Origin of the sequence: Rothia sp. LK2588 (assembly GCF_040946465.1) — a bacterium.
Taxonomy (GTDB): domain Bacteria; phylum Actinomycetota; class Actinomycetes; order Actinomycetales; family Micrococcaceae; genus Rothia.
This window is the reverse complement of the sequence record NZ_JAYWLS010000001.1, coordinates 769176-789114: the sequence shown is the minus strand read 5'-3', so window position 1 is coordinate 789114 and position 19939 is coordinate 769176. Positions and strand designations below refer to the sequence as shown.

Below are 19939 nucleotides of genomic sequence, written 5' to 3'. Positions count from 1 at the left end.
ACCCCACTGACTATGGCTCAACGTCCACCGCTAGGCCCGAACGCCGCCAGGAACCTCGCGATCTTCGCGATCTTGACCGTGATCAAAACGCTGGCGCTCATCGTTTTCTCCTCCGTTCTCGCCACCGCGTTGACGTTCCTCGCCCGCCTGACCTTTCAGGCCCTGCACGCCCGGCAGGTTTTCGATTCCGCCCGCGCCGAACAACTGGCGATCTTCGCCGGGAACGCGCAGGCCAAGGTCGATGGCCTGTGGGCAGCGACGCTGGGCATGCACCCGGGGGTAAAGACTCTGCTGATGGTCGGCTTGATTGCAATCGTTGTTCGCGCTGGGGCCGAGTGGGCCTTGAACTATTTCGCTCAGCGAGCAGCCAGCGGTGCCAAATCCAGCATTCGTGCCCGGGTCGTCGACCGCGTGTTGGCGACCGGCGGAATCGACACCCCCGAGGGCACGGGCGCGACGGCCGTGTTGATCGCGCGCGGCCTGGACGCGCTGGATGATTATTACACCAAAACCCTCACCTCTATCGTTTCATCTGCTGTGGTCCCGGTGATGCTCGTGGTCTATGTGGGGTTGCACGACTGGGTTAGCGCGCTGGTGCTCGTGCTCACCTTGCCGTTGATTCCCCTGTTCATGGTCCTCATCGGCAAAACCACGCGCGAAGACACCGCGGCGGCGCATCGCGAACTCTTGCGCCTGGCCGACCACATCGTCGAGCTGGTCAAGGGGCTTCCCGTTCTGATCGGCCTGGGACGGGCCCGGGCGCAGTCCCAGGCGCTGGGGCAGCTGGGGGAGCGTTATCGTGCCACCACCATGAAGACGCTCCGCTCCGCTTTTCTGTCTTCCTTCTGGCTAGAGCTCATCACCACCATCTCCATCGCGGTGATCGCGGTGCTGATTGGCGTGCGTTTAGTCAATGGACAGATGGGGCTGGACGTCGCGCTCCTGGCATTGCTCTTGGCCCCCGAATGTTATCAGCCGCTCCGCGACGTCGGGGCTGCCTATCACCAGTCCGAAGACGGCGTGGCCTCCCTGCACGAGGCCCAGCGCATCATCGACACCCCCGAGCCGGCGTCGCTAGTAGAACCCGAGGGTGATGCCCTGCGCGTTACCGACCTGACCGTCAGCTATCCCGGACGCGGCACCGTGTTAGACCGCCTCAGCTTCTCGGTGCCCGCCGGGTCGACCACGGCCATCATGGGCCCCTCCGGTTGTGGCAAATCCACCCTGCTGAGCGCGCTCTCCGGGGCAGTGGCCGACTCCGTGGTGCCCACCGGATACCGCGAACCGATGCGGGTCTCCGGTTCCATCAGCGGCACTGGGGAGACCGTGTGGGTCAGCCAGTCACCCACGTTCCTCGCCTCCTCCGTGCTCAATGAGGTAGCTCTCTACGGCTTCCCCGCGCAGGTCAACCATGAGAAAGATCTTGACGCCGCCCTGAACCTCATGAGCCAGACTGGCCCCATGTCGCTCTCGCAGCGCGGCCGCGAAAAGTACCTGGGTTATTTGCGGATCGTGGGCCTGGAGAACTTCGCCGACCTGGCACCGGAATCCCTCTCGGCGGGTCAGATGCGCCGACTGGGTATTGCGCGCACCCTGGCCCGGGTGGATGCCCTCGAGAAGGTAGGTCAGCGGGTCACCGTTCTCGTGGACGAGCCCACTGCACACCTGGACGCCGCGGCCGCCACACGCGTCCACGCCTCGTTGGCGACGCTGGCCGCCACCGGTGCCACCCTGTTGATCGTCACTCACGATCCCGCCCTGGCTGAACGTACCGATTATGTTCTCACCGCCGAGACCGACACCCAGGGTAAGGCCACCTCCTGGTCCCAGACCACCGGCGGGGCGACCGGCTGGGACCTCAACCGGCTCAAGGAAGAGGTCATGGAGAAACCTCTCGACGAGCAATTGCTCGAGACGCCCCGGGCGGCTTCCAACCCTCAACCGGTGCGCTACTCGGTGCCGCAGACCCTGCGTTACCTCGGGAAACTCACCGGGCTGAAACCGCGTCACGCAGTGCTACCGGTGCTCTGTTCAATCTTGGCGGCAACGTTCGCCATCGCGCTGACCGCACTCTCCGGATGGTTGATCGTGCGCGCCGCCGAGCAACCGGCCATGATGTACCTGTTGGTGGCCGTCACCGGCGTCCGCTTCTTCGGCCTGGGTCGGGCCGCGTTGCGTTACCTGGAACGGCTGCGCACCCACGATGCCGTGCTACGAGCTACCAATAACCTGCGGCTCAACGCCTGGAACTCCGCCGGGCGTACCGTGCTCTCCATCCGCTCGCTGTTGCGCGGTGACAAGATCCTCGACCGGCTCGTCGGAGACATCGACGAGTTGCGCGACCGGCTCCCGCGGGTGATCCTGCCCGTAGCCTCACACGTGGTGGTGATGATCCTCGCGCTGGTCGTGACCGCCTTCGCCGCGCCGCGGGCGCTCATTACCGTGACAGCCGGTGTTCTGCTTAGTACCTTCGTGATCCCTGCGCTGGTGCGCTACACCGACCACCGCGCCGACGCGATCGCGCGCGAATCGACCTCCGAGATGCTGCGCTTGGGCGTGGGTTCGCTGGACGCCGCCCGCGACCTCCACGCCAACGGCCTGGCAGACCTGACCGCCACCGCCTTCGCCCATCACGACGAACGCAATGTCGAGTCGCAACTGGCCGGTGCCCGCGCCATCGGATTCGGAAACGCCCTGACCACCGTGACCTGGTGGGCCGTCGCCCTGGCGACCATCGCCCTGAACTGGACGGCCGTGCGCCACGGGGAGCTCACCGCGCCGTCCGTGGCCGTGGTGGTGCTCATGTGCACCGCGCTGTTTGAGACCAGCGCCGCCCATATCCAGGCCGTCCGCGGCTGGCCCGCCCTGGCAGAGCTGGTTGCCCGCATGGCGCCGCTCGTGCGCACCTCCGAACAGGCACGCGAAGAAACCCCCGAGCGCGCCGCACTGCACCGTGCTGAACTTGCCCCGCCGATTACTCTGCGTATCGAGGACGTTGCGACCCGTTGGCCCGGCATGAAGGAACCGGTTTTCACCGGACTCAACGCCTCGGTCTCCTCCGGCACCTGGCTGGGTATCACCGGCCCCTCCGGTTCGGGCAAGACCACGGTGCTGGCCACCCTCCTGGGATTCCTACCTGCGGAGCAGGGCCACATTTCCGTCAACGGCCATCGGCTCAGTGCCGAAGAACTGCGCGGTTACGCGGCCTGGTGCCCGCAATCCTCGTATATCTTCGAATCCTCCATCGCTAACAACCTGGCCATCGCCGCCGACGCCGAGCACCGGCCCTCGGCGGAGCAGATGATGCACGTTCTAGACCGCGTGGGCCTGGGCGACTTCGTGCGCTCGCTACCGCGCGGTCTGGATACGCCGGTGGGCGCAGGTGGTTCGTTCGTTTCGGGCGGGCAACGTCAACGCATCGCAATCGCGCGAACCTTACTCACCGAGTCCACCCTCTTGCTCATGGACGAACCCACGGCCCATCTCGATGCTCAGGCCGCGCGGGATCTGATCGCGGAGGTGGCTCGCGGAACGAAGTCGACCCACGGCGACGGCGAACAGCGCCCTGCGGTCGTGTTGGTCTCGCACCGCCCCGAAGACATCGCCGCCTGCGACGACGTCGTGCGTCTGGGGTAGTACCCAGCAACCCACGTTTCCGAGACGCGCTTGGTGTCCGAGACGCACCAGGTATTCGAGAAACATCAGGCCCCGCCGTCCATCTCCCGCAATGCGGGGAAGGGAGGCGGGGCCTGAGGTGTTTTAGAAGAGGGCGTCGGGTAGCGACTCCGACTCTGCAGACTTCTGGCGGTCAGCGGCCTGAGGCTCCTCTGCTTCCTGATGATCTACCGCCTGCTGATCGGTTGCCGCAGATTCCGCAGTGTTGCGCGGTTCGGTGACTGAGTATGCGGGGCCGATCGCCGCGATCGCCTGGTTCACCGGAACCCCCGAATCGTCGCGGGCGGCAAACTCGGTGGGCAAAGAGCGCGCCACGCCTGCCGGGGACGCCGCCTTGGCGGGGCCCTCGCCCACGAAAGCGAGCGTCAGATGCGTCTGACCGGAGAGGAACCGGTGTGCGCGCACGCCGGCGGTGGCGCGTCCCTTCGGCGGGAAGACGCTCAGCGGGGAGACCTTGACCGAAGCGGCATCCTCAGCACCGGCGTCCGTCACGGTCACCACGACCGCCTCGGATCCAGCGGCGGTGGCACCGAAACCGATCACGCGATCACCCTCGGCCAATTTGATACCGGCCACGCCGCCACCGGTACGACCCTGCGGGCGCACCTTCGCCGCATCGAAGGTCAACAGCTTGCCGGACGCGGTCACGAAGCTCAGCGCGAAATCGTTGGTGGGGCAGGCGGCAACCGCCACAACGCGGTCCTTACCCTTGAGCTTGATGACCTCCCAGTCTTCGGCGTTGAGCGGGTAATCGGGGTTCACTCGTTTGACCACACCGGCTTCGGTCGCCAACGCGATCACCTCGTTGATGGGGGCCAGGCCCACGAGGGTCTCGTTACGGTTTAGTGAGATGACCTCGCTGGCCTTCACACCGGATCCCAGCTGCGGGGTGCCCTTGACGTCGTCGAGCACCGCCAGATCCATCACGTTTAGGCGGACCATGCGGCCGGCGGAGGTCACCGCTCCGATCTCCCCGCGCGCGGTGGCTGCAACGATGGAGGTCAGGGCGTCGTGCTTGATGCGTTTGCCGGGGTCGACCAACGGGGTGCGCGAACCGGGGGAGCCGACTGTGCGGCCAACCAGCCCCGAGGTGCTCAACAACACCCAGCAGGGATCGTCGGCGATTTCCAGCGCCAGACCCAGCCCCTTGGAGGACTTCTTGTCGGTTGCGGCCACGGCGAGCGCGGCGTCCTTGAGGTCGTCTTTGTTCGTCAGCTTGGTGCGACGATCGGTGCCGTAGCGATCGGCGACCGCCTGGAGCTCTTCGGAGACCAGCGCATTGAGTTTCGCTTCGTCGGCGAGGATGGCCTGTAGCTCGGCGATCTCCGCCTCAAGCTCTGCCTGTTCGCGTTCCAGCTCGATCCGCGAGTACTTGGTCAACTGGCGCAGGCGCAATTCGAGAATGTGGTTGGCCTGCACCTCGGTCAGGTCGAAGACCGCCATGAGGCGTTCCCGGGCCTGCGCGGTTTCGTCGGAGGAGCGGATGATCTGGATGACCTCGTCGATATCAACGATCGCGATCAGCAGACCCTCGACCAGGTGCAAACGGTCGCTGCGCTTGCCCAAACGGAACTCGGTGCGCCGGCGCACCACGTCGATGCGATGCGCCAGGTAAACCCGCAACAGATCGAGCAACCCTAGCGTCTGCGGCTGTCCGTCGACGAGAGCCACGTTGTTGATGCCGTAGGAGTCTTCCAGCGGGGTGTACTTGTACAGGGAGGCCAACACCGCCTGCGGGTTGAACCCGTTCTTGACCTCGACCACCAGACGCAGGCCGTTCTTGCGGTCGGTGAGATCTTGCACGTCGGAGATGCCGACGAGCTTTTTCTTGGTCACGCCGTCCTTGATCTTCTCGATGACTTTCTCGGGGCCGACCATATACGGGAGCTCAGTGAAGACGATGCCCTGTTTGCGGGCAGACACCTGCTCGATCGAGGCCTTGGCGCGGGTCTTGAAGATCCCTCGGCCGTTGGCGTAGGCGTCTTTGATGCCCGATAGGCCCACGATCGTGCCCCCGGAGGGCAGGTCGGGGCCGGGGATGAACCCCATGATGTCTTTGAGCGAGGCATCGGGGTGGTCAATCAGGTGGCGGGCGCCGGCGATGACCTCGCGCAGGTTGTGCGGGGGCATATTGGTGGCCATGCCCACCGCGATGCCCGAGGAGCCGTTGACGAGCAAGTTGGGGAAGGCCGCCGGAAGTACGGCCGGCTGGGTGAACTGGTTGTCGTAGTTCGGGACGAAGTCCACGACGTCTTCGTCGAGATCGGCGGTCAGTGCGGTGGCCGCGGCGTCCATACGCGCCTCGGTGTAGCGGGAGGCGGCAGGGCCGTCGTCCAGAGACCCGAAGTTGCCGTGGCCGTCGACCAGAGGCATGCGCATGGCGAAAGGCTGGGCCAGGCGCACCATGGCGTCGTAGATCGCGGAGTCGCCATGCGGGTGCAGCTTACCCATCACTTCACCGACCACGCGTGCTGACTTCACGTGGCCTTTATCGGGGCGCAACCCCATCTGTTGCATCATGTAGAGGATGCGACGCTGCACGGGCTTGAGGCCGTCGCGTGCGTCGGGCAGGGCGCGGGAGTAGATGACCGAGTAGGAGTATTCGAGGAAGCTGGTCTCCATCTCGTGGGAGACGTCGATATCGACGATATTTTCGACGACGTCGGTGGGGTAGTCGTCGTGCAGAGACTTTGACTTTCGGGCCATGGTTACCTCGGGGAATTAGCTAGCGGCAAGGGAGCCGGCGGATGCTGGTTTGCGAAACGAACGGTGGATACGGACGCGCGACGGCACCTGAACATTCTACCCGCCCCGCCCTCACACGGCCGAGTTTCACGGGGACGATGCCCGCCGGGTGGGGTGGAGGGACCCCGAGCGATGTAATCTACGCCATACTCGGGTAATCTGGTATGAAACCAACACCGCAGAGCACCTGGGGGAAACTATGCCGAAGACATCCGAACCAGCCGACCGTCTCAGAACGGGTGAGATCGCCCTGGCCTACCCCGCCCACTGGGAGGCGGACGTCGTGCTGCGAGACGGCGCGACCGCCCACCTGCGTCCGGTCATCCCCACCGACGCCGCGGCCTTGAACACCATGTATGCCGGGCAGTCAGAGCGCTCCATTTACCTGCGATTCTTCGCCCCCAAACCGACGCTCAGCGAAAAAGAACTCAAACACTTCACGACCGTGGACCACGCCAACCGCGTGGCGCTGGTGCTCTTCCTCGGCGACGAGATGATCGGCATCGGCCGATACGACAGGGTGCCCCAATCCACCGTGGCCGAGGTCGCCTTTCTGATCTCCGACCACCACCAGGGTCGCGGTATCGGCTCGATCCTATTGGAACACCTCGCGGCGGCTGCCCTGGAACGTGGTATCGAACGGTTCTCCGCCGAGGTGCTGCCCGCTAACCGCGGGATGCTCAACGTCTTCGCCGATGCCGGTTACGAGATCTCCCGCGATTTCGAGGACGGCTTCGTGCAAGTGGATTTCGACATCGACCCCACCGACCGTTCGCGCGAGGTGATGGAGACCCGCGAACACCGCGCCGAGTCGAAGTCGATCGCCGAGCTGTTGAGCCCCGAGCGGGTCGCCGTGATCGGCAGCCCCGCCACGTGGTCGCGGCACGGCGCACCCGCCCTGGCCAACATCGTGGAGGGCGGTTACCGCGGTGAGCTCTTCGGCGTCTGCCCCGAAACCGATCACGCTGAAACCGCCACCATCGTGGACTCGATCACCGACGTTCCCGGGCCGGTGGACTTGGCCGTCATCACCGTGGCCGTCGACGAAGTCGCCTCCGCCGTCGACGCCTGCGGCCGCGCCGGCGTGCGCGGGGCGCTGATCCTCACCGACGGATACGCCGAAGACGGTGTCCGTGGTCGCGCTCGCCAACGCGCCCTGGTCCGCGCCGCACGCGGATTCGGCATGCGCATTATCGGCCCGGCCTCCTTCGGGGTGCTCAACAATGATCCCGAGGTCAATCTCGACATCACCCTGACCGACCGCGACCCCCGGCCAGGCACCCTCGGTCTGTTCAGCCAGTCCGCGGCCATCGGAGAGATCTTCTCGCACAGCGCCACCCGGCGAAACCTCGGAGTGTCTTCGCTGGTCTCGGCGGGCAACCGTGCAGATGTCTCGGGCAACGACCTCATGCAGTACTGGGAAGACGACGAGAATACCCACGTCTGCGCTCTGTTCCTGGAATCTATCGGCAACCCCCGCAAGTTCAGCCGCATCGCCCGCCGACTCTCCCGCACGAAACCGGTGATCGTCACCCGCAACACCTTCACCGGACTCCAGTTGCCACCCGGGCACGCCGGACGCACCTCCATTGCACCCACCGAGGCCCTCGACGCTATGTTCACCCAGTGCGGCGTGATCAGCGCAGTCAACTCCGACCAGGTGCTCGATATCGCGCAGCTGCTCCAGGCGATGCCGTTGCCCACCGGCCGTCGCGTGGCCGTCATTTCCAACGCGGCAGCCCTGGCCCAGATGGTCTCCGACCGTGCCGTCACCAATGGGCTGGAGATCAAGTTCAAAGACACCCTCGAGACCACCGGTGACGATGCCCTCCACCTGCTACGCGAAGTCTTCACGGCTACCGTCGAATCCTCCGACATCGACGTGCTCATCGGTATCTTCTTGACCGAGGGCGGGGCCGACCCTCACCAGATCGCCGCAGACCTTCTGGCCGCCGCGCAAACCTCCGATAAACCCGTTCTGGCGATCTTCCCCGGCATCATCGACAAGGCGGCCGCCATGGACGGCCTGTTCACCGCCGAAGACGGAGAATTGCCGTGCTATCACTCACCGGCCGCCGCCGTGGACGCGCTCGCCAAGGTTATTGAGTATGTGCAGTGGCGGAAAGCGGAACAGACCGAATTCGTGCGCCCCTCCGCGGTGGCCCCGAAGGAGGTCGCCGCCCTCTTGTCCGACCGCCTGCACGAGGTGCAGGGTGAAGACCTGCTGACCCTCAGCGTCGAAGACACCCATGCGATCCTGGCCCACTACGGAATCGACATTTTGCCCTCCCGCGTGGTCACCGATGTCTCCCAGGCTCGCGAGGTCGCCGAGGAACTCGGGGGATACCCTGTAGTGCTCAAATCCACCGACGAGTTCTTAGCCCGCCGCCTGGACCTGGGTGGAACCCGCCTGAACGTCGAGACGCCCGAGCAACTCGACCAAGAGTTTGCCTCGTTGATGAAGACCGTTCGGGATTTCGGTGGTGAACGCATCGCCGTGCAGAAACAGGCCCCGGCAGGTCAGGCCGCGATCTTGCGCGGCATCGAAGACCCGTTGCTGGGGCCGGTGATTTCCTTCGGCATGAGCGGCGATGCCACCGCTCTGCTGGGTGACTGGGCCCACCGCATTCCGCCGCTGACCCAACACGACGTTGACCACCTCATCAAGGCGCCCAAGGCCGCACAGCGTCTGTGGGGTGAAAACGAACAACTGGGAGAGGTGCGCGTGGATCTGCTCAAAGACCTCACCCAGCGCCTGTCGCTGTTGAAGGACAACCACCCCGAGATCTCCTCGGTGCAGCTGGCGCCGATCATCATCTCCCCACAGCAACTCACCGTGGCCAACGCCCGCATCGCTATCGGCAACCCGCAACAACGCACCGATTCAGCGCGCCGCACCATGAGCACCGCCTCCTAGTACCTGGGGTACGCTGCCCGGCACTACAATGGACATTTGACCAAGATTTTCCAATCTGTATTGAAAAGGGTGTGTTCGATGAGCGGTGACACGGGTGCGGTGCTGGCCGAAGCGATCGACCGGCTGGGTTTCTACCCCGAGCTAGTCAAGGACGCCGTCCACGACGGGTTGGTGGGGTTGACCCCTTCGGCGCACCTGGTGCAACTAGAGACGCATTTCGACAACGGTGAGATTCACCGCCACATCACCGTGTTGGCGCTGGCCGAAAAGTTCCTGCTCGTGGCTCACCTCGACGACAGCCAATTGGACGAAGCCGGGGAAGCGGTCGTCGCCCACGTGAACGTGGAGACCCTCCCCGTCTCGGCGATCACCTCGATGCAGCTGAATTACTCCTACCCGCAACCGCAGGACTACACGCCGGATTCCACCCCGTCCGAGATCTCCCTGGTGATTTCGTGGACGGGCGGTTTACGACTCGACTTGCAACCGGCAGACTGCCCCGACCCCACGTGTTCGGCCGATCACGGGTACACCGGGGTGGCACCCCGCGAGGACGTCGTGTTGCGCATCAGCTCGACCGCCGACGGCGCCGACCTAGTGCAGGAGGCCCGGGCCTTCGCCCGTGCGCTGCGTGCCGTGCAACTGGGTTTGCACTCGGGGGAGTAAGTCGATGAGCGAGGTATTCGATTATGCCGGTCACCCCCTGCCCGCCGCGCCGGGGTACGGCAAGAATAACGTGGCGGATCTGTTCGAATCGGCGGCCACCCTGGTGGCTCAGGGGTCGCTGACCCCGGAACCCCACCCGGTGTGGGGCCCTGGCCGTCACGACCGACTGGAGATCGCCCAACTCGTGCGGGCAGCCGGTCACGATCCCGCCACCTATCGCAGCGTTTGCGTCGTGATGGTGGACGGCCTGGGCGAAGAGCTCCTGCGCCGCTACGGCTCCTATGCGCCCTACCTCAAGAATGCCCCCTCGCTGGGCCCCCTGCACTCGGCGGTTCCCTCGACCACCGCGGCCTCGCTGACCTCCTTTGGTACGGCCATGGCCCCGGGCACCCACGGTGTGGCCGGGTACGAGGTGCGCAATCCCGAGAACAACACGGTGATGAATCAGCTCTCGGGGTGGCCGGCGGATGTTGACCCCAGGCAGTGGCAACCCCGCCGCACGGTGTTTGAACGCTGGGAGGGGCAGTGCGACGTCGCGACGGTCTCGCTGAGCAAATATCAAGGCACGGGTTTGAGCGAGGCGGGTCTGCGCGGTGGCCGTTTCATTCATGCGCAGTCTCCTGCGGCTCGCGTGACGCTGGCCGCCAGCATCCTCTCCGCCCGTAAACCCTCGCTGGTTTATCTGTACTGGGGTGAGATCGATCAGGCGGGGCATCGCTACGGGGTCGACTCCCAGCGCTGGCTCGAGCAACTCGAAGAACTGAACATGGCGATGAAGCGGCTGGCCGATCGTCTGCCGCCGCACGTGTTGATCCTGTTGACCGCGGATCACGGGATGGTCGACATCCCCCGTGAGAACCGGTTTGATTACTCGAACGATGAGACGTTGCTGGGCAATGTGGAGCTCACCGCGGGGGAGCCGCGCATGGTTCAGCTTTACCTCAAGGACTCCTCGGCGGCCGGCAAGCGCGCGACTTTAGAGGCGTGGTCGCAGGCTTGGGGCGATCGCGCCTGGGTCATCGACTCCGAGGATCTCTACGAGTATGGATACTTCGGCTCGACGGTCACCGACGAGGCGCGTTGCCGCATCGGGGACGTCATCGTGGCCTGCCGCGAAGACATCGCCCTCTACGATATGCGCCATTTCAAACCGCACGCGATGAATATGGTGGGGCAGCACGGCTCGCTGACCAGTGCGGAAACTACCGTACCCTTGCTGTTGCTTCCCACCGGCTAAAGGGGGGCCTCGCCGAGAAGGGGTGCGCTACTGCGCCGCGCCCGAGGCTGCCGGTGCGGAGGCCGCACCGGCTCCGCTCTGGGCCGCAGGAGTTTTTTGGGTTGCCGCTGCGGGAGCGGTGACCTGCTGTGCGGCCGGAGCCGATGAGGCCGGTGCCTGCTTAGGCTGGACGGGCGCCTGGGTCTGTACAGGCCCCTGAGTCTTAACCGGGGCCGGTGCCTGAGTCCGAGCAGGCGCCACCGTCTGCGCCGGGGCGGGAGCCTGAGTCTTCGCGGGAGCAGGTGCCTGGGTACTCGGAGCGGTGCTGGGAGCGGCGGCCGGTTTCTTCGCGGTAGCGGCGGTAGGGGGCTTGGGGCTGGCCGCGGCAGGCGACGCACTGTCCTGGGTGGACCGTGCAACGCTAGGAGCGGCGGAGCGCGGCTGAGATGCCTGTTGCGCCGGCGTTGACGGAGCCGCAGCCTGGGGAGCCGCCTGAACCGGTGCCTGAGCCTGCGGAGCAGCGGCGGCAGCTTCGGGGGCGGTCGCCTCCGGGGCGTACTGCACGGTGCCGGGAGCGACAGCGCGCTGCGAGGATTCCACGATGTTGACCTCGGGCGCCTTCGAGTTGAAGGACGGGCGCGGCGCGGCTTTCTCGGACGCCGCGGAACTGTGCGCGGCGGAACTCGAGCTAGCGGCCACTGGAGCCTGAGCCTGCGGGGTGGTGGTATTCATCGCCATCAGCAGGCTGGAGCCACCAACGAGGGTGAGCGCGGCCGCGGTAGCTCCGACGAGCAAGGGGGTGCGGCGGCGTCGTGAACCGGTTGCAACGGAAGCCGGTTCCCCGGCGGCGATGCGAGCTCGCTCGGCACGCATGGCGGCGATACCTTCGGCAATCTCGGCTTCTCGGCGCTGTTGCTTGTCCAGTGCGCGATAGTACTGGCGATCTTCAATAACGTGTTTCAGGGAGCGCTTCTCGACCTCACTGCCGTGGGCAAAAAGCTGGCTAGTCAGCGAATCATCCTCGGTGGCCGCGGTGTGAACATCGGTGTCTGAGACGTACTCATAGCCTTCGTCCAGATCTACCTGCTCATGGGTATGGTGCTCGTAGGCATCGGTACCGGCACCCATATGCTCGTTCTTCGCCATTCGTGTTTCCCTATCTCCCCTGCGGGTCTACGGTCGCCCTGCGTCGGCGTCCTTCCCAAAGCTATCCGCACCTCGACCCTATGCGAGTGAAAGTGGTGAGGTGGAGTGTAACGAATAATTGTACTCCGAAATTGAACAATCGTCAGCTGGTTTATTGTACCGGCACGGTGGGGGCCACGGGTTGAGCGGGTACGCCGCCAAGCTGTTCACCGGGTTGCCCGGCAGGTGCCTGCTGGAGGGGAACCTCACCAGCCGGTGCTTGCTCACCCGGCACCTGCTGAACCTGGCCGGGAATCTGCTGTTCGGGGGCCGGCTGAACCGGTACCTGCTGATTCGGATCGGGTTGCACCGGTACCTGCTGTTCTGGGGCGGGAGCTACCGGGGCAGGCGCGGTCTCGGCGGGTAGCTGTTCGGTCGGGGCCTGTTCTGCCGGAACCTCAGCGGCGGGAGGTTGCTCCACCGGGGAAGGATCCTCTGTCGTAGGTGCCTCCGCGGGTTCAGCAGAGGTTGAGCTCGGCGAAGGCTTCGGAGAGGACGAGACGGCGGGGCTCGGCGTGTGCGAGGAAGAATTCTCGGGGGAAGGCGCAGGGGAATCCATCGGGTCTTGAGGATGCCCGATCAAACTGACTAACCACCAACCGGTGAGGGCGATGACCGCCAAACAGAGGGTAGCCAGCAGAATCTTGAGAAGGGGTGAACGCCCGGGCACTTCTTCGGTGACCGGGCCGATAGGTAGGCCATTCTCGTTAATCTCTTGGGATGGCTCGTTCATTGAGGGCTACCGCCAAATCATGATGTTTCAGGGGGGGGAAAAGAGGAAGGGGGCCCGACGCTCGGGGGAAGACGTCGGGCCGTACCCTAATTATCGGCGATTGCCGAAAATGATGTCATCCCAGCTGGGCACCGAGGTGCGTTTCGTCCGGTTGATGCTCGGGCGTGACGCCGGGGTCTCAGGCTTGGGCTGGGACTGCTCGGTCTGCTCGGAAGGCTCGTCCGTAGTTTCCGACGGCGACTCGGCATCGTCGTCCTGCGAGTCCTTGTCCTCCAGCGCGTTCTGGGTGAAGGGGGAGACGGGGTGAGCGTCAGAATCGTTCTCCTGCTGGGCACCCTCTGGGTTCTCGGGGGAGTCTTGCTCGTTCTCCTGGGTGGTCCCGGAGCTCATCGGTGCGCTCTCTGAACGGTCTGGAGCGGTTTGCTCGCCGCCTGAAGCGGTCTCACCCGATCCCTGTTGCTGGGATTCTGCCTGTTCTGAAGAGCTCGTGCTCTCGGTGCCCTGATCGGCATCCGATGAAGAATCCGTGGACTGAGGCTCCGTGGTGGAATTCTCCGATGCGGAATTGTCTTGAGCGCTCTGTGCCTCATCGGGTGACTCAGAGGTAAACGAGGCAGAGGACTTCTCGGAAACCTCGTTCACCACCGGCACGCCGTAACTTTTGGTCTCGGAGGTGCGACGTGCGCGTTCCAACAGGTCGGCGAGCTTGCGTTCGCGGGCCGAGTTGTAGTCGCGGGCACCGGCGCGATTGCCCACCTCGGGACGCTGCGGCTGGGCACTCGACGAGGCGGGCTGATCCTCACGGGTCGGCTCGGTGGATTCTTGGCGCTCCGGCTCAGCGGAAACATTGGTGTGTGATCCGATGCCGGGTAACGGGGCGTCTTCACTATGATCGCGACCCATCAAGAAGTACGCTGCCTCGTTGGAGGCGTAGAGAGACTGGTTCGCCGGGTTGTACGACCAGCGAGCAGGGAATTCGATGGAACGGGGCAACGCCTCGCGTGCCTCGTCGCTCAGGTCAAAGTCCACGCTCAAGGTCCATTGGCCAGATTCCTGTTGAAAGGTGTTCCAGTCGGCCTCGGCGTCGGTGAAACCGTATTTCTCTCGTACCTGGGCGATGTACTGGTCGAGGCTTTTCGCACCGGGGTCGCTGCGGCGTCCGGTTGCGGCCGGGGAGATCACGACGCGACGGGCCACGGTAATGATGTTGGCGCGTTCCGCGACGATGGGCCATTCGTAACGGCGTACGCGTTCGGCGTCCCAGCCGGATTCGGCGGCGATCTCTTCGACGGTGGCACCTTGACGGAAGCGCGCCTGGATGTCGCGGGGGCCGAAGCTGCCGTTACCGCTACGGCCGCGCGCCGGTTGGATGCGTCGCGCCTTGGCGATGCTGCTGCGCAGGTTTTGGTCGATGGGCAAGCTGAATTGAGTGCCGTCCGACGACTCAAGGACAAGGTGCTCACCGTCATCGTGAATACCCGTCAGGCGCAGGTCATTCATGCTGACTCCTGATGATGAAGATATGGGGGTAATTTCAGTTCACTGAAAGCCTATCGCTAAAGTTCAACCTGGGGTACAACCGAGCCGTTACAACCTGCAAAAACGCCGCAGATGCAACGATTTCAGTTCAACTAAAAGTAGAGGTTGAACTCTGCAGGGTGGGGGCCACCACAACCACAGCGACGCATTCTGTTTCCGAAAAATTGCGTTGATTTTTCTTGCGCTTGCAACTTGGGGGGTTTTAGTGAAAAATGCTACGCGTTACCGTCACGGAAATTGTCATGCGCACCGAGGTGCACGGTAGCAAATCAACCCACTAGCTTGAGAGCTGGGCACCCTCAACGACGGCCCGGTTCGCGTAATACATTCGGAGCGTGAGCGCACATGGCAACAGATTACGATGCACCGCGTAAGCAAGAAGATGACAACAACGAAGAATCCATCGAGGAGCTCAACGCGCACCGCTCTGAGATGCAGTCCGGTGCCGTCGACGAAGACGAAAATGCGGCTGCCGAAAGCTTCGAACTGCCCGGCGCTGACCTCTCCAACGAAGAGCTCAACGTGGTAGTTCTCCCCGCTCAGGATGACGAGTTCACCTGCGCCTCATGCTTCCTCGTGCGTCACCGCTCGCAGGTAGCTCGTCAGGACGGCAACCTGCTGTACTGCATCGAGTGTGAGGGCTAAGGCTACCCTTCCTTTACGTACCTGAGGCTCAGAACTACTGTTCTGAGCCTCAGTCGTATCTGCAGGGTCGTGACTACTCGCCGAGATGGCGGGATGCGGGAGCGGCGTCCTGCTCGGTGTTGAGAATGGCGGCGACGCGCTCGGGGTGCCGGGACGACGCGATCCAGTAGGGCGTGGGATCGGCCGGGTCCGTGATCTGAACGCGGAACTTCGGCTGGATCCAGCCCCTGAAGCACATGAATGCTCGACCATCGAGTGCCGGCCCGGCCGCGACGCGGGCCTCCTCACCGCGGAAGGCTTCGGCGTGACCGAGATACTTCCGTTCGATCTGGGCACGCCCGACGCGCAGGACGTCCTCGGTCACCTCGATGATGGGGGAGGTGGCGAACAAAACAACACCCACGATGAGCGCGGCCGCCACGCCCACCACGTAACCGGCGGGGATGCTAATCGGTGCGGCCACGAAGAAACACGCCACGCCCGACCCCAGAGCTATCAACCAGGTGCTGAACCCGGGGGAGAGGCGTTCGCGGTAGGTCTGCGCATGGGCACGCTGGCATTGATCGGCCATCTCATCTTCCTCAAGGTACATCAAACCACTGGGGTTTCCAGGGCGCTAAGAACGGTCAAGAATACGGTGATTACCATCTTAGTGCTCCGTGACCCACGAAAGATAACCGGGGCACTCTAGTAGAGTATGAACCGTGACAGAAGCTATTACCGTTCAACTGAAGATGCTGGATCCCGAGATGCCGGTGCCTGCCTACGCTCAAGAAGGGGACGCCGGAGCCGACCTGCGCTCGACCGTCGACCTCCAGCTAGCCCCGGGTGAGCGCGCGCTCGTACCCACCGGCGTCGCCCTCGCGTTGCCCGCCGGATACGTGGGGCTCGTCCATCCCCGGTCGGGGCTTGCGGCGCGCCACGGAATCACCGTGGTCAATGCCCCCGGCACCGTCGATTCCGGATACCGCGGTGAGATTAAGGTATGTCTGCTCAATACCGATACCGAGACTCCCTTTAACATTTCTCGTGGGGACCGCATTGCGCAGCTGGTGATCCAGCGCTATGCCACCGCCGACTTTGTACTCACCGATGAACTCAGCGAATCGACCCGCGGAGCCGGCGGATTCGGTTCTACGGGCACCGCCTGATACTCAGTCCCCTCCCTCAGCCCTAGGAAGCAAAGACATGTTTGGCAGAAGTAAAAAGAAGAAGCACACAGCCGCCGAAGCGGAGCAGATCACCGAACAGCAGGAATCCGCGACCACAGTAGACGATTCCCGCGAATCTTCAGAAGCCGACTCTGCGGGCGCAACCGAATCCGCTCAACAGGTGCAGGTCGTCGAATTCGACCGTTCGAACGGTCCCTGGGATGAAGAGGAACAAGACACCTCCGAGGGGTACATGGACTTCGGTTCGATGCGCGTGAAGATGGTCGACGGTCTGAGCATGCGCCTGGACGTCGAACAGAAATCCCAGCAACTGGTATCCGTTACCCTGACCAAGGGCAATAACGCCCTGCAGGTGCAGGCATTCGCGGCTCCGCGTACCACCGGCATCTGGGACGACATCCGGTTGGAGATCTCCGAGTCCGTTCGCCGCCAGGGCGGCCAGGTCTCCGTGCGCGATGGCAACCTAGGCCGGGAAATGATCTCACGTATGCCCGCCACCACTCCCGACGGTCGCCAGGGTTTTCGCGTTGCACGCTTTGTCGGCGTGGACGGCCCCCGATGGTTCCTGCGCGGTGTTTACACCGGAGACGCTGCCCTGCGCCCGGACGACGCCGCCGAGATGGAAGAGATCTTCCGCTCGATCGTCGTGGTCCGTGGGGAGGACCCTCGTCCGCCGCGCGACCTGCTCCCCATGATCGTGCCCGAGTCGATTCAACAGGCCGCCGAGCAAGAGAACGGCCCTGCGCAGACCGAGCACCATCGCCCGCAGATGCCGCAGCGCGGACCTGAGATAGCGGAGATCCGCTAGTCGATGGCGCCCAGCGTGGTAGAGCAGGAGCAACGCGTACGCCTGGAGAAATACCCCGATCGGTTTCGGGTGCGCCTGGCCGGGCGAGTAATGCAGATCCGGATGCCGGCCTCCGACGAGCCGCCTCATTTCGAGGCCCTGATTGAGGTGGAAAAATCGCGCCCCCTGCCTCCGGTCAGCGTACATGCGCTGTCGGGAATCCCGATGGTCGAAGTGATCGGCGATGACCTCGACGAAGATCAAGAGGTCACCGCCGATGATGAAGAGTTCGACCAAGATGCCGCCGAGGATTTAGAGACCGAGGAACAGAGCTTTCCCCAGTATCGGGTGTTCCGGCACGAGAGCAAGCCCGCACCGTTGTACCCGGATTACCCGCCGATGGCCTCCGGCACTCGGGTATTGATGGTCTGGCACGGGCAGCATTCGGTGCCCGGAATCATCGCCGGTACCTCCCTCCGGGCGGCCGGCATGCTCACGCAGCGCCATGGCCAGCACACGATCTATAACCCGCGATACGAAATCGTCCCCTAACCCAGGATCGACACCTGGATTGAGACTACAATTCATGCCAGCGAGGGCATAAGGAGAACAGTGAACAGAGACAACCGGCGCGATACCACCGGATCGCAGGAGGCAGGCGAGTCGGTTTCCGCCGCCTTCGCCCAGGCGGGGTCTCGACTGCGGCGTCGCGACAACGGTGAGGTTGACGTCTTGCACGCGGTCGGCGGCGTCCGCGGTATTGTCGAGGCCTTGCTGCCCGGCTTTCTGTTCCTCACGGTGTACCTGATCAGCCACAACCTGGTGTTGTCCCTGATCTTGGCGGGAGCCGTTACCGCGGTCTTCGCGCTGACCCGTCTGTTCCAGCGGGGTTCACTCATGCAGGCGCTGTCTGGCATGGCAGGCCTGGCGATCTGCGCCATCGTTGCCTTGCGTAGCGGAAACGCCGCGGACTACTACGTACCGGGGCTGTGGATCAACGCCGCCTACGCGCTGGGGATCACCGCCTCGATCCTCGTTCATTACCCCCTGTTGGGTTTCTTCTACGGGTTCGTCAGAGACGAGTTGAACACATGGCGAACCGATCCGGCACGGTACCGGGCCTATCGACGGGCGACCTGGGTATTGGTGGCCATGTTCGTGGTGCGCCTGGCGGTTCAGGTGCCGCTGTATCTGGCCGACAACGTGGCGGGACTGGGTGTGGCTCGCCTGATCATGGGCGTTCCGCTCTACGCGGCGGTGTTGTGGCTGACGTGGATGATGACCCGCAAGGCCGCTAATGTCTAACTGAACAGCGCTTTAATGTCTGCCTCGCCTTCGGCGGTCGTGATGAAGAACAGCTCGTCTTCACCCTCGATGGATTCGTCGCCGCTGGGGGTGATGGGCTGACCGTCGCGCAGAATTGCGGTCAGGGTGGTTTCTTCCGGCCATTGGACGTTGTCCACGGTGTGCCCGATGATCGGGTGATCTGCCGGGACGGTGTACTCCACCAGCATCGCCCCGCCGGCTTGCAACTGGAGTAGCCGGACGACGTCGCCGACCTCGACCGCCTCCTCGACCAGCGAGGTCATCAGGCGCGGAGTCGAAACGGCGACGTCCACGCCCCAGGACTCGTCGAAGAGCCACTCGTTCTTCGGGTTGTTGACCCGTGCCACGGTCCGGGGCACGCCAAACTCTGAGCGGGCCAGCAACGAGACGACGAGGTTCGACTTATCGTCGCCGGTGGCCGCCACGATTACGTCACAGGTCTCCGGCTTGGCCCGCCGAAAAACGGAGAGCTCGCAACTATCACCGATAATCCACTGCGCGCCTGTCAGATCAGATCGACCGATCGCCTCTGGTTTTTCGTCGATAATCGTCACGCTGTGCCCGTGTGCCATGAGTTCGCGTGCCGACGATGAACCCACCGAACCGGCGCCCACAATCAATACCTTCATGCTTAGCCCTCTTCATCCTCGGTTTTCGGGGCGGTGGCCAGGATGCGAGAAATCTCGGCCATGTCTTCGGTGCGCATCATTGCATGCACCACGTCTCCGCGCTGATAGCTGGCGTCCGCCGAGGGCAACATGCCCTCCCCGAACCGGGTGATGTAGGCGATCCGCACCTTGGCCGCCTGTTCAATCTCGGTCAAGGCATGCCCGGCCCACCCGTCGTTGAGGGGGATCTCGGCCAGCATCAGGCGACCCGAAGCCTCCCGATAGTCACCGGTCATGGCCTGTTCGGGCAAGATGCGCCGCAACACCTGATCGGTGGACCAGCGCACCGCGGCGACGGTTGGGATGCCCAAACGCTGGAAGAACTCTGCGCGGTTGGGGTCGTTGATGCGGGCCACCACATGCGGAACCTTAAAGGTTTCCCTGGCCACGCGCGAGGAGATGATGTTGGAGTTATCTCCGGAGGAAACCGCGGCAAAGGCGTAGGCCTCTGAGATCCCAGCCCGCTTGAGGGTGTCTCGATCGAACCCCACGCCGGTGACCTTTTTACCGGAGAAATCCTTACGCAGGCGGCGGAAGGCGCGCTCGTCCTGATCGATGACCGCCACCGAATGCCCGGAATCCTCCAACGTGTGCGCGAGCATGACGCCCACGCGTCCGGCGCCCATGATCACAAAATGAGGCACTGAAACCCATCCCCTCGCCGA

At 64.0% G+C, this 19939-nt stretch carries 16 protein-coding genes; 9 read left to right on the top strand and 7 right to left on the bottom strand.

The genetic code is table 11. The features are described 5' to 3' along the window. Window positions 1-12 precede the first annotated feature (12 nt). The gene (gene cydC, locus VVR12_RS03750) at window positions 13-3636 is read left to right on the top strand and encodes a thiol reductant ABC exporter subunit CydC (protein WP_368549806.1); all 3624 of its coding nucleotides are present in this window, start codon (window positions 13-15) and stop codon (window positions 3634-3636) included. 123 nt (window positions 3637-3759) lie between these two features. Here cydC and VVR12_RS03745 read toward each other — a convergent pair whose 3' ends face one another. Then, the gene (locus VVR12_RS03745; protein WP_368549804.1) at window positions 3760-6381 is read right to left on the bottom strand and encodes a DNA topoisomerase (ATP-hydrolyzing) subunit A; all 2622 of its coding nucleotides are present in this window, start codon (window positions 6379-6381) and stop codon (window positions 3760-3762) included. Between the two features lie 238 nt (window positions 6382-6619). On the opposite strand from VVR12_RS03745, the gene VVR12_RS03740 reads away from it, so the two are divergent. The 3 genes from VVR12_RS03740 to VVR12_RS03730 all read left to right on the top strand — a co-directional run bounded on the left by VVR12_RS03740 (window position 6620) and on the right by VVR12_RS03730 (window position 11240). Further along, window positions 6620-9337 (top strand): GNAT family N-acetyltransferase, encoded by a 2718-nt coding sequence (locus VVR12_RS03740; protein WP_368549802.1) that lies wholly within the window; start codon window positions 6620-6622, stop codon window positions 9335-9337. A gap of 78 nt (window positions 9338-9415) precedes the next feature. Next, complete coding sequence (locus VVR12_RS03735) at window positions 9416-10003, top strand: DUF5998 family protein (RefSeq protein ID WP_368549800.1); 588 nt, start codon at window positions 9416-9418, stop codon at window positions 10001-10003. A 4-nt stretch (window positions 10004-10007) separates the two neighbouring features. Then, window positions 10008-11240: an alkaline phosphatase family protein gene (locus VVR12_RS03730; protein ID WP_368549798.1), complete on the top strand. Its 1233-nt coding sequence runs from the start codon at window positions 10008-10010 to the stop codon at window positions 11238-11240. Window positions 11241-11267: 27 nt separating this feature from the next. Here VVR12_RS03730 and VVR12_RS03725 read toward each other — a convergent pair whose 3' ends face one another. The 3 genes from VVR12_RS03725 to sepH all read right to left on the bottom strand — a co-directional run bounded on the left by VVR12_RS03725 (window position 11268) and on the right by sepH (window position 14637). Further along, window positions 11268-12365 carry a hypothetical protein gene (locus VVR12_RS03725; RefSeq protein ID WP_368549796.1) on the bottom strand — a complete coding sequence of 366 codons (1098 nt, stop codon included), beginning with the start codon at window positions 12363-12365 and terminating at the stop codon, window positions 11268-11270. A 151-nt stretch (window positions 12366-12516) separates the two neighbouring features. Further along, entirely contained in the window at window positions 12517-13137 is a 621-nt protein-coding gene (locus VVR12_RS03720) for a hypothetical protein (RefSeq protein WP_368549794.1), read from the bottom strand. A gap of 90 nt (window positions 13138-13227) precedes the next feature. Beyond that, complete coding sequence (sepH, locus tag VVR12_RS03715; protein ID WP_368549792.1) at window positions 13228-14637, bottom strand: septation protein SepH; 1410 nt, start codon at window positions 14635-14637, stop codon at window positions 13228-13230. Window positions 14638-15021: 384 nt separating this feature from the next. Here sepH and VVR12_RS03710 point away from each other — a divergent pair, with 384 nt between their 5' ends. Continuing rightward, window positions 15022-15321, top strand: a complete 300-nt coding sequence (locus tag VVR12_RS03710) for a DUF4193 domain-containing protein (protein ID WP_368549791.1) — start codon at window positions 15022-15024, stop codon at window positions 15319-15321. Between the two features lie 73 nt (window positions 15322-15394). Here VVR12_RS03710 and VVR12_RS03705 read toward each other — a convergent pair whose 3' ends face one another. Beyond that, window positions 15395-15892, bottom strand: a complete 498-nt coding sequence (locus VVR12_RS03705) for a DUF3093 domain-containing protein (RefSeq protein ID WP_368549789.1) — start codon at window positions 15890-15892, stop codon at window positions 15395-15397. 133 nt (window positions 15893-16025) lie between these two features. Here VVR12_RS03705 and dut point away from each other — a divergent pair, with 133 nt between their 5' ends. Genes dut through VVR12_RS03685 form a run of 4 tightly spaced genes read left to right on the top strand, consistent with a single transcriptional unit; the run spans window position 16026 to window position 18585 of the window. Then, entirely contained in the window at window positions 16026-16472 is a 447-nt protein-coding gene (gene dut, locus VVR12_RS03700; RefSeq protein WP_368549787.1) for a dUTP diphosphatase, read from the top strand. A 37-nt stretch (window positions 16473-16509) separates the two neighbouring features. Beyond that, window positions 16510-17301 (top strand): DUF3710 domain-containing protein, encoded by a 792-nt coding sequence (locus VVR12_RS03695; protein WP_368549785.1) that lies wholly within the window; start codon window positions 16510-16512, stop codon window positions 17299-17301. 3 nt (window positions 17302-17304) lie between these two features. After that, window positions 17305-17832 carry an asparaginase gene (locus tag VVR12_RS03690; RefSeq protein WP_368549783.1) on the top strand — a complete coding sequence of 176 codons (528 nt, stop codon included), beginning with the start codon at window positions 17305-17307 and terminating at the stop codon, window positions 17830-17832. Window positions 17833-17892: 60 nt separating this feature from the next. Continuing rightward, on the top strand, window positions 17893-18585 hold the full coding sequence (locus tag VVR12_RS03685) for a DUF3159 domain-containing protein (protein WP_368549782.1): 693 nt from the start codon (window positions 17893-17895) through the stop codon (window positions 18583-18585). Here the strand turns inward: VVR12_RS03685 and VVR12_RS03680 are convergent. Then, the gene (locus VVR12_RS03680; RefSeq protein WP_368549781.1) at window positions 18582-19235 is read right to left on the bottom strand and encodes a TrkA family potassium uptake protein; all 654 of its coding nucleotides are present in this window, start codon (window positions 19233-19235) and stop codon (window positions 18582-18584) included. The genes VVR12_RS03685 and VVR12_RS03680 overlap by 4 nt on opposite strands. 2 nt (window positions 19236-19237) lie before the next feature. Continuing rightward, on the bottom strand, window positions 19238-19918 hold the full coding sequence (locus VVR12_RS03675; protein ID WP_368549779.1) for a TrkA family potassium uptake protein: 681 nt from the start codon (window positions 19916-19918) through the stop codon (window positions 19238-19240). Between the last annotated feature and the right edge of the window lie 21 nt (window positions 19919-19939).